Here is a 7,975-nt window from a genome sequence, read left to right as displayed (position 1 = left end):
CGCCGATACATTAAGTAATCCTTACCTTTTAATCTGCAGATTGGCGAAAGCAAATACAATAGCTTCACTGTTATGATAAGGGGGCTGGCGGAGTTTGTCAAGGAAGTTTTTTTGTTTCTATTCCCAATAAAAGTTTGTTATATGGTTGTGCAAGAAGTCTAATATTAAAAATGACACAACAACATAATTAAATTAGACTACTTTATTCTCTTAGTTACTTGCTTTTCTCTTGCTATTGCAAGGCTTTTTTCTGGTACATCCTCAACTATAACACTACCTGCTGCAATTACAGATTCATCATGAATATTAAGCGGCGCAATTAGTGAGCTATTGGCGCCAACAAAGCAATTGCTCCCTATATTCGTTTCATGTTTATTTTTCCCATCATAATTACAAACAATAGTGCCTGCTCCTATATTACTCTCCTGCCCTACTTTAGCATTTCCTATATAACTTAAGTGTTTTATTCTAGTGTTTTGACCAACTTCACTTGTTTTCACTTCCACAAAATTTCCTATTTTTGCCTTATTACCAATTGTTGTGTTTCCGCGTATTCTGGTAAATGGACCGACCTCAGCATTACTTTTAATTAAGCAATTTTCTAAATGCGAAAATGGCAGTATTTTCGCACCAGACTCTATTTTCACTCCAGTACCGAAAAAAACATATGGGTAAATAACTGAATCTCTGGCAATTTGCGTATCAAGAGAAAAGAAAACAGTCTCTGGTGCAACAAGCGTTACTCCGGAGTCGGTAAAAATTTTTCTTTTATCTTCTTGAAAGTAAAACTCAGCTTTTATAAGGTCATTTCTGTTATTTATTCCCGTTGCTTCTTCTCCACCGGTAATAACGTAACCGACATTTAAATTACTCTTCACTGCAATGGAAACTATATCGGTCAAGTAATATTCATGAGTTGAGCTATTGCACTCTATTTTCTCCACCAATTCACGTAAATTCTTTGCACATGCAACCATTATTCCAGCATTTGCAAGAAATTCTTCATGATTATTTTTATCACTCTTTGCTTCTACGATTTCTCTTAAGGAACCATTCTCAATAATTAACCTACCGTATTCTTTATTGCTTGTCCTAAAACCTAGGCAAACTAGAGCCTTGCCTTCTAAATAACTAATCATTTTAGTTATTGTGCTGCTTTTTATGAGCGGAGTATCTCCATACTGCACAACAACTATGCTTGAATCTGGCAATTCTCTTAGGTTTCTCATCGCAGTTTTGACCGCATCTCCCGTGCCAAGTGTTAATTCTTGTGTAATTAACTGTATATCCTTAAAGCACTTTAGTCTTTCAATTAAAGGCAGATCAACTACACCAGCAATATTTTCAGGATTTAACTGTTTTGCATTGTAAATGACATGCTGAAGCATGGAAAAATTGCCTATTTCGTGCAGAACCTTAGGCAAATCTGAATTCATCCGCCTGCCATGCCCGGCAGCAAGTATGAGAAAAGTATGAGCTTTATTTATCACTTATCTTAAAGATGAAAAATGAAAACCATAATGATCAAGCCAACTGATTTTGTTATCGTAAAAGCTTCTTAGGTCGCTGATTTGATATTTTAGCATCGCAAGCCTTTCTATACCAATGCCAAACGCAAAACCGTTGTATTTAGTATGGTCTATTCCAACATTTTGAAAGACATTTGGATGCACCATACCACATCCAAGCACTTCTATCCATTTACTACCTTTATAACTTATGTCCACTTCCGCAGAGGGTTCAGTAAAAGGAAAAAAACTATTACGAAAACGTATCTTCAGCCCTTTATCTCCAAAAAACTTATTAAGGAAGTGATGAATAGTAAATTTTAACTGGCCCATATTGACGTTTTCATCGACATATAACCCTTCTATCTGGTGAAACATAGGAGTATGAGTTGCATCAAAGTCATTTCTGTATACCCTACCAGGGGCTACTATTTTAATTGGGAATTTTTTTGTTTTTTCCATGGTTCTAATCTGTACAGATGAAGTGTGAGTGCGCAGTACCATTCTTTTATCGTTTATTTTATTCTTTAAGTAGAAGGTATCTTGCTCCTCTCGCGCAGGATGATGACTTGGAGTATTCAGTGCATCAAATACATGAAATTCATCTTCAATATCAGGGCCATCAACTGCTTTAAAACCCATATGTGCAAAAATAAGCTTTACTTCATTTATAACCTTACTGAGTGGATGGACCTTGCCCATTTTTTCTGGTCTAACGGGCAACGTGATATCAACCGCCTCGTTCTGCAATTTAAAGTTAACTTCTTCGGCTTTTAGTATATTCTCCTTATTCATTATAAGCTGATCTAGCTTATTACGTAAAACGTTGATAACTTCGCCTAAATTGCGCTTTTTTCCTGCGTCTTCTATCTCTTTTAAGTTGTCAAAATAAGCTTTAATTACACCCTTTTTTCCCAAATATGATAGCCTGACTTTTTCTAAATCTTGCAAAGAAGAAGCATTCTCAATTTCGGAAACTGCTTTATCTTCAAGTGAAAGTATGTCATCTAATAACTCTTTATTCATCTTAAAAACGCTGGCTTAAACTTTCATTATAGTGAAATTTTAAATATCATCAACAATCCGAAAAATTGCCCTATTCTGATTATTAATTTATTGACTAATTAATCTTTTTTATTTACCTTTGCGTTGATGAATTTGCTGTATCAACTATGCACAACAGTAACACTGAAACTAAGAATAAGTATAAAATAGAGGATTTACCTAAGCTCTTTAAGGAAAAATCCAGAAACATAAGTAAAGCATTTTCTAGCGAAACAATTAAGATCAGTGCTATTCGCTCGAGAAGTATTGAAAGCAATATACAAAAATTTTCATTTGAGCTAACAGCAACAGATAAAGACACCTTTAATATAAGATTATTTCGAATAAACCCTTTAATTGATTTTTTCAAAATCTGCCTTTCCCGGGAAAAAAAATTTACAGCCAACATAAAAGTGCCCAAAGAAAGCAGTGAACTATATAATAACTACTGTAAAACTAACAGTTATAAAACTGTAGAAGAATTCGTAAATAGTGCTCCGCCTCAAATCCTTCTGCAGGGCACAACGATAACGCTACAAACAGACGTTGAAAACATTAACCTGGACAACTTGTACCAAATCGAGTTATTTCTAAATGAAAAGCTACAACATGCAGAAAAAACTGAAAATGAAGACAAAAAAGAACAGAGTGAAACTAACCAAAAAAATGCACAAAATAAACAAATCGTACCAGTTACAGGCCTGTTTGGCTATAATTTAACAAGTAGTAAAAAGCAAGTGATGCGGGTTCCAATAGTTGTTGCTGCAATGCGTGACAATTTTTTTTGGTTTGGATCTTCTTTTCGGCTATCCAATTTTTTTAATACAATACAATTCTTCTTTCAACAGCCACCAAAACTGTCCATACGAAACCAGAGGGCTTTGACTTACCATCCAACACTTCAAGAGATAAAACAGGACAAGGTAACACAAAAAGATGGAATCGACGAAAGAAGAATAGAAGACGTCACAATGCTTATTTCTGATTTCGGTCAAACTACTTCGCACACAGAGTATTTTAAGGCTAACAGAAAAAAGAAGTCAAAAAAGCAGACCAAAGAACTATCAGAGAAAGAAAAACCATTAGCCATAAAACAAGCACAAAATGATGCTAGAGTAGCTATGATAGATAACCAAATTGAGCACAGGGGGAAAAAACTCGATAAAATATTTATTGAAGTGATGAGTGGATACAAAAATCAAGATCCAGAAACATTTTGCAATATTTTCAGCTCAGTATTCAATATTGTTTACTTTCAAGATAAACAATTACATGCAATATTAGAGCCAGGCGAAATATCAGAAGTATTACAGATACTCGAAAGGCCACAACCTCTTAGTAACTCACTTTTAGGTAAAGAATATTTACAAAAACAAGTATATAGAAAAAAAGAGCAATTGCTTAAATTAGTTTCAGGTGTTTATATACAACAACCTTCTCCACAACATGAAAATACTCCTCATAAATCTACAAACCCTTTACCAATTAAAGATCTTTCACCAGCAACAAATGAAGCTAAAACTCTACCACATACTAACATTACACTCAAATCACCGTTAAAAACTGTATTTTCCTCAAAAAAGGCTTATTTTTGTCTATTTATAATAGTAGCATCTGCATCAACACTTTGCTTATGGCATTTTCCATTAGGAAAAGTGTCAATGTTAAAAGGATTAGTGCCACCAGAAAAAAGGGAAAGTATTGGGTTAGCATTGAACATAGGGTTGCCAATATTAATCGCGCTGTGTATTTTGAATTTAGCTCGCTTTATATATTCTGAATATTCTATAGAATCTATTGAACAGAACAAATCTCCTTCTCGCATTTAAACTTACCCAAAATGTAAACAAGTTGTCCTAAGAGATCTTTCATGGTAAAATTATTTATTTTCACCATATGTTTAAAGGAATTATCACGGATATCGGGACTATAACTGATACTACCACTCACTCCAACTCTGATCAAATTTTCCATATCAAGACACAAAATTTATCCTCTATAAATAAAGGAGATTCAATAGCTTGCTCTGGTGTGTGTTTAACTGTTGTTGATATAATGAGCGATATATTTACAGTCCAAGCATCTCAAGAAACTATGAAGGTTGCTAACTTAAATACGTGGAGAATAGGAAAAAAAATAAATCTCGAACAAGCAATGAGATTAAGCGATAAGATCGATGGCCACCTGGTTCAGGGTCATGTTGATGGGATAGTAAAATTTTTAACAATTAATCAAAATTTAGATTCTCATGAAATCAAACTATCGTGCCCACAAGAATTAATTAAATTTGTTGCAAAAAAAAGCTCCGTTACACTAGATGGGGTTTCCCTCACAGTGAATTCAGTTATTAATCAGGAATTTACAGTAAATATCACTCCCTATACATGGGAAAATACAACTTTTCAGTACAACAAAGTAAATGATTATTTGAATTTAGAAATTGACATGATCGCTAGGTATTTAGATCAATTGATGCAGCATAAATACAATTAATTTTACAACCTTGTTATTTACAACTATTATATCTTGAAAACCATATAGATATAAAACATGCTTTTCGATAGCCTAATTATCTTCATTGTTGTTCTATGCGTAATAATCTCGGTAACTAGAGGCTTTATAAAAGAGCTATGCGCACTAATGTTTCTATTTTTATCGGTCTTTCTGACAGCTAATCACTATGATTTTTTCACTCCAAATTATAGTAAATATTTTGATTCTAAAGTTACACTAAACATACTTTCTACAATCTCTGTATTTATTATACTTAATCTTATATTCATGATAATAAATAACTGGCTAATGTACATATTATTACCCATAAGGTTGGGGTTTATCGATAGAGTTACTGGAATCTTTCTCGGAGTGCTTAAAGGAATATTGCTCTCTTATGTATTATTTTTTGCTGTGCACTTATATTGCTACACAGTATATGACAAAAAAGAGGGAGAGTATAAAATAGAAGCAGAAGACATATTGCCTAATTGGATAATAAATTCACACTCTTATCAGGCTTTATTTGTGACAGCAGAAGAAGTAATTGACATGTATGTACCAGAGTCGTTGATACTAAAAATAAAAGAGATCGGTGGAGAAATGGTTGATCAAGAAAAACCTAAAAACAATAAAAAAGAAGAGTAAATATTTATTTATAAATATTTTCATTGGGAGTATTCAAAAAGCCATATGTGTCAGGTTAAGAGCACAGAATTTTTTACTGGAAATATTAATTTTGTTTTAGCAATAAATCAACTTAAGGTCATAATATCTTGACATTTATTTAATGTTGCTATGTAATAGCTATGTACATTTTGTGTACTATAGCAATAAAATTACCTTGTAATAGGTGTATTGGACCCGAGGGCAGTACTCGGCGCCTCCACCATGTTTTTTAATTATACGGGGGCGATTAAGGATCGACATGCATAGTAAAGATGGTAGCTTTGCTCGGTTAGACACCACCGCTAAGAGTTCATAATTTAAATGCAAACGATAATTTTGCTGCTGAAGAATATCGTGTTGCTGCTTAATTTAGCACAACCGGTTTATTACTAAAGCACGGTTTAGGGAACGCCGGGTAACAGAAGTTCCCCCAAAATTTACGTATGTGAAAGTTATATGGAGCAAACAGATTACAAAAAACTGCTTAATTCTGCTAAGTTTCAAGTTATCAAAAAGACTTTAGATGTTATATCAGGTAATGGTTTTATCCCTCACTTAGAAATATTATTTTTCACATATTTTAATGGTGTGACCATGCCAGATCGTTTGAAAAAGTCATACCCTACTCAAATGCTTATTATATTACAGCATCAATTCTATGATTTAAAAGTTTCTGAGGATAAATTTAGCGTCAGTTTGAGTTTTCAAGGAAAACAAGAGCGAATTACTATACCGTTTTTTGCTATTAGTGAGTTTCGTGATAAAATTTCAGGAGATGTTTTAATATTTGACAAAATCAGTATCGACTCTGATAAAGAATACAAAAGTGAAAAATGTACTGAAAAACTATCAAACGGTAGTATTATATCCATAGATCAACTGCGTGATGAGTAACTGCTCATCTTTATAAACAAAAAATATTAATAGAAAAAAGTGGTCTAACTTAAGTAATAGAATAGAGGGTAGATAAATATGCTAAATCTTTAATTATTTATTAACGCAGGTGGCAAAATTTTTCTTACATATCATCAACTTCCTTTATTGAAAAATTCAGAAAAATGTTGTATAATTATTAGTAGACTTTGGTAAAACATATGACAGATTCAGGAATTAGTATAACTTTTGACCCAAAAACTTCACATAACCTTACTAAGTTAGCTGAAATCACCAAGGAATCCGTTCAAGAACTAGCAAAAAGGTTAGTCATCGAAGGAATCGAGTGCGAAGTAGAAGATATTGCGTTATATAAAACTATTAAGGAATGTGAGGATGTAGACTGGAACACAGTACTATCTGAAAGGGAGAGGACATAAACTGAAATACGATATTGTCTACTCAAAAAACTTTACTGAAAGAGATTTTCTAAATCTTCCAAAAACAATAAGATCAAGGATTACAAAAGCGATAAACGAGCGGCTTACAACTGATCCAATTAAATTTGGTAAACCATTACGTGGCAGGCTAAAAGGGTATAGAAGAATAAGGGTTAGTGATTATCGAATTATTTATACTGTAAATATTGCAAAACATAAGGTGTTTGTTGCTACAGCAGGACATAGAGACACCATTTATGAGAAGGCTACTTGATAAACATTAAATATATTTTTATACAGCCCTCCTTCCTTTCTTTATTGAAAAATTAAAAAAAATGTTGTAAAATAGCTATAGTAGTAGACTTTGGTAAAGCTTATGGTAAATTCAAAAGTTAGTGTAACTTTCAACCCAGAAACTTCGCAGCATCTTGTTGAACTAGCTAGAGCCACCAAGCAGTCTGTTCAAAAATTAACAGAAAAGCTAGTCAAGGAAGCAATCGAACTTGAAGGGGAAGATATTGCATTTTCCAAAATTATTAGGGAGTTAAATTCTGATGATGCAGAAGAAGTAGAGGATAGTGAAGACATCTGGAAATAAGCAATACACCATTAAATATCTAAAGCATGTTCTTAAAAGAAATTTGCCTTCCTTGCCGGAAGATGTAAAGCCAAGTATTAAAGATGCAATAAAAGAGTATCTTGAGACTGATCCTATTGGTAACGGTGTGTTGCTACGCAAGAGATTAAAGGAACATAGAAGAATAAAAGTTGCTGATGATTATCGTATTGTCTACCGTGTAAATATTGTAAAACGTATAGTAATTATTGTTTCAATAGGACACAGGGACAATATTTACAAGCAGGCAATATTGGACCTACTGAAACATTAAATATATTTTTATACACCACTCCTTTCTTTATTGAAAAATTAAAAAAAATGTTGTATAA

Annotated in this window: 10 protein-coding genes and 1 other RNA gene; 9 read left to right on the top strand and 2 right to left on the bottom strand. The window is 33.1% G+C overall.

What is annotated here, in order from left to right:
- Positions 1-197 precede the first annotated feature (197 nt).
- Both glmU and pheS read right to left on the bottom strand, forming a co-directional pair.
- The gene (gene glmU, locus ACIPNH_RS04075) at positions 198-1,490 is read right to left on the bottom strand and encodes a bifunctional UDP-N-acetylglucosamine diphosphorylase/glucosamine-1-phosphate N-acetyltransferase GlmU (protein ID WP_400771873.1); all 1,293 of its coding nucleotides are present in this window, start codon (positions 1,488-1,490) and stop codon (positions 198-200) included.
- Entirely contained in the window at positions 1,491-2,534 is a 1,044-nt protein-coding gene (pheS, locus tag ACIPNH_RS04070) for a phenylalanine--tRNA ligase subunit alpha (RefSeq protein WP_264723713.1), read from the bottom strand. It lies immediately after the preceding gene.
- Positions 2,535-2,680: 146 nt separating this feature from the next.
- Here pheS and ACIPNH_RS04065 point away from each other — a divergent pair, with 146 nt between their 5' ends.
- The 9 genes from ACIPNH_RS04065 to ACIPNH_RS04025 all read left to right on the top strand — a co-directional run bounded on the left by ACIPNH_RS04065 (position 2,681) and on the right by ACIPNH_RS04025 (position 7,917).
- Positions 2,681-4,381, top strand: coding sequence for a hypothetical protein (locus ACIPNH_RS04065; protein WP_400771870.1), 1,701 nt, complete (start codon positions 2,681-2,683; stop codon positions 4,379-4,381).
- Positions 4,382-4,448: 67 nt separating this feature from the next.
- Positions 4,449-5,045, top strand: a complete 597-nt coding sequence (locus ACIPNH_RS04060) for a riboflavin synthase (RefSeq protein WP_151808045.1) — start codon at positions 4,449-4,451, stop codon at positions 5,043-5,045.
- Between the two features lie 57 nt (positions 5,046-5,102).
- Positions 5,103-5,693: a CvpA family protein gene (locus tag ACIPNH_RS04055; protein WP_015588828.1), complete on the top strand. Its 591-nt coding sequence runs from the start codon at positions 5,103-5,105 to the stop codon at positions 5,691-5,693.
- Between the two features lie 124 nt (positions 5,694-5,817).
- Positions 5,818-6,147, top strand: a transfer-messenger RNA (tmRNA) gene (ssrA, locus tag ACIPNH_RS04050).
- A gap of 23 nt (positions 6,148-6,170) precedes the next feature.
- Positions 6,171-6,608, top strand: a complete 438-nt coding sequence (locus ACIPNH_RS04045) for a ClpXP protease specificity-enhancing factor SspB (RefSeq protein WP_006279412.1) — start codon at positions 6,171-6,173, stop codon at positions 6,606-6,608.
- Positions 6,609-6,808: 200 nt separating this feature from the next.
- Positions 6,809-7,027, top strand: coding sequence for a hypothetical protein (locus ACIPNH_RS04040; RefSeq protein WP_006279413.1), 219 nt, complete (start codon positions 6,809-6,811; stop codon positions 7,025-7,027).
- A complete protein-coding gene (locus ACIPNH_RS04035; protein WP_306700832.1) occupies positions 7,008-7,301 on the top strand; it encodes a type II toxin-antitoxin system RelE family toxin in 294 nt (97 codons plus the stop codon). Before ACIPNH_RS04040 ends, ACIPNH_RS04035 begins: the two co-directional genes overlap by 20 nt.
- A gap of 102 nt (positions 7,302-7,403) precedes the next feature.
- On the top strand, positions 7,404-7,625 hold the full coding sequence (locus tag ACIPNH_RS04030; protein ID WP_400771868.1) for a hypothetical protein: 222 nt from the start codon (positions 7,404-7,406) through the stop codon (positions 7,623-7,625).
- Positions 7,606-7,917: a type II toxin-antitoxin system RelE family toxin gene (locus tag ACIPNH_RS04025; protein WP_253303024.1), complete on the top strand. Its 312-nt coding sequence runs from the start codon at positions 7,606-7,608 to the stop codon at positions 7,915-7,917. Before ACIPNH_RS04030 ends, ACIPNH_RS04025 begins: the two co-directional genes overlap by 20 nt.
- Positions 7,918-7,975: the final 58 nt, after the last annotated feature.

It is taken from the genome of Wolbachia endosymbiont of Drosophila barbarae (assembly GCF_044752445.1).
GTDB lineage: Bacteria > Pseudomonadota > Alphaproteobacteria > Rickettsiales > Anaplasmataceae > Wolbachia > Wolbachia pipientis.
The sequence above is the reverse complement of the archived record's forward strand: the minus strand, read 5'-3'. Positions and strand labels throughout refer to the sequence as shown.

What these genes read in the sequence shown, in the direction of transcription:
- ACIPNH_RS04040 (WP_006279413.1), top strand. Translation starts at nt 6,809, where the DNA reads ATGACAGATTCAGGAATTAGTATAACTTTTGACCCAAAAACTTCACAT.
- ACIPNH_RS04045 (WP_006279412.1), top strand. Translation starts at nt 6,171, where the DNA reads ATGGAGCAAACAGATTACAAAAAACTGCTTAATTCTGCTAAGTTTCAA.
- pheS (WP_264723713.1), bottom strand. Translation starts at nt 2,534, where the DNA reads ATGAATAAAGAGTTATTAGATGACATACTTTCACTTGAAGATAAAGCA.
- ACIPNH_RS04065 (WP_400771870.1), top strand. Translation starts at nt 2,681, where the DNA reads ATGCACAACAGTAACACTGAAACTAAGAATAAGTATAAAATAGAGGAT.
- ACIPNH_RS04055 (WP_015588828.1), top strand. Translation starts at nt 5,103, where the DNA reads ATGCTTTTCGATAGCCTAATTATCTTCATTGTTGTTCTATGCGTAATA.
- ACIPNH_RS04060 (WP_151808045.1), top strand. Translation starts at nt 4,449, where the DNA reads ATGTTTAAAGGAATTATCACGGATATCGGGACTATAACTGATACTACC.
- ACIPNH_RS04030 (WP_400771868.1), top strand. Translation starts at nt 7,404, where the DNA reads ATGGTAAATTCAAAAGTTAGTGTAACTTTCAACCCAGAAACTTCGCAG.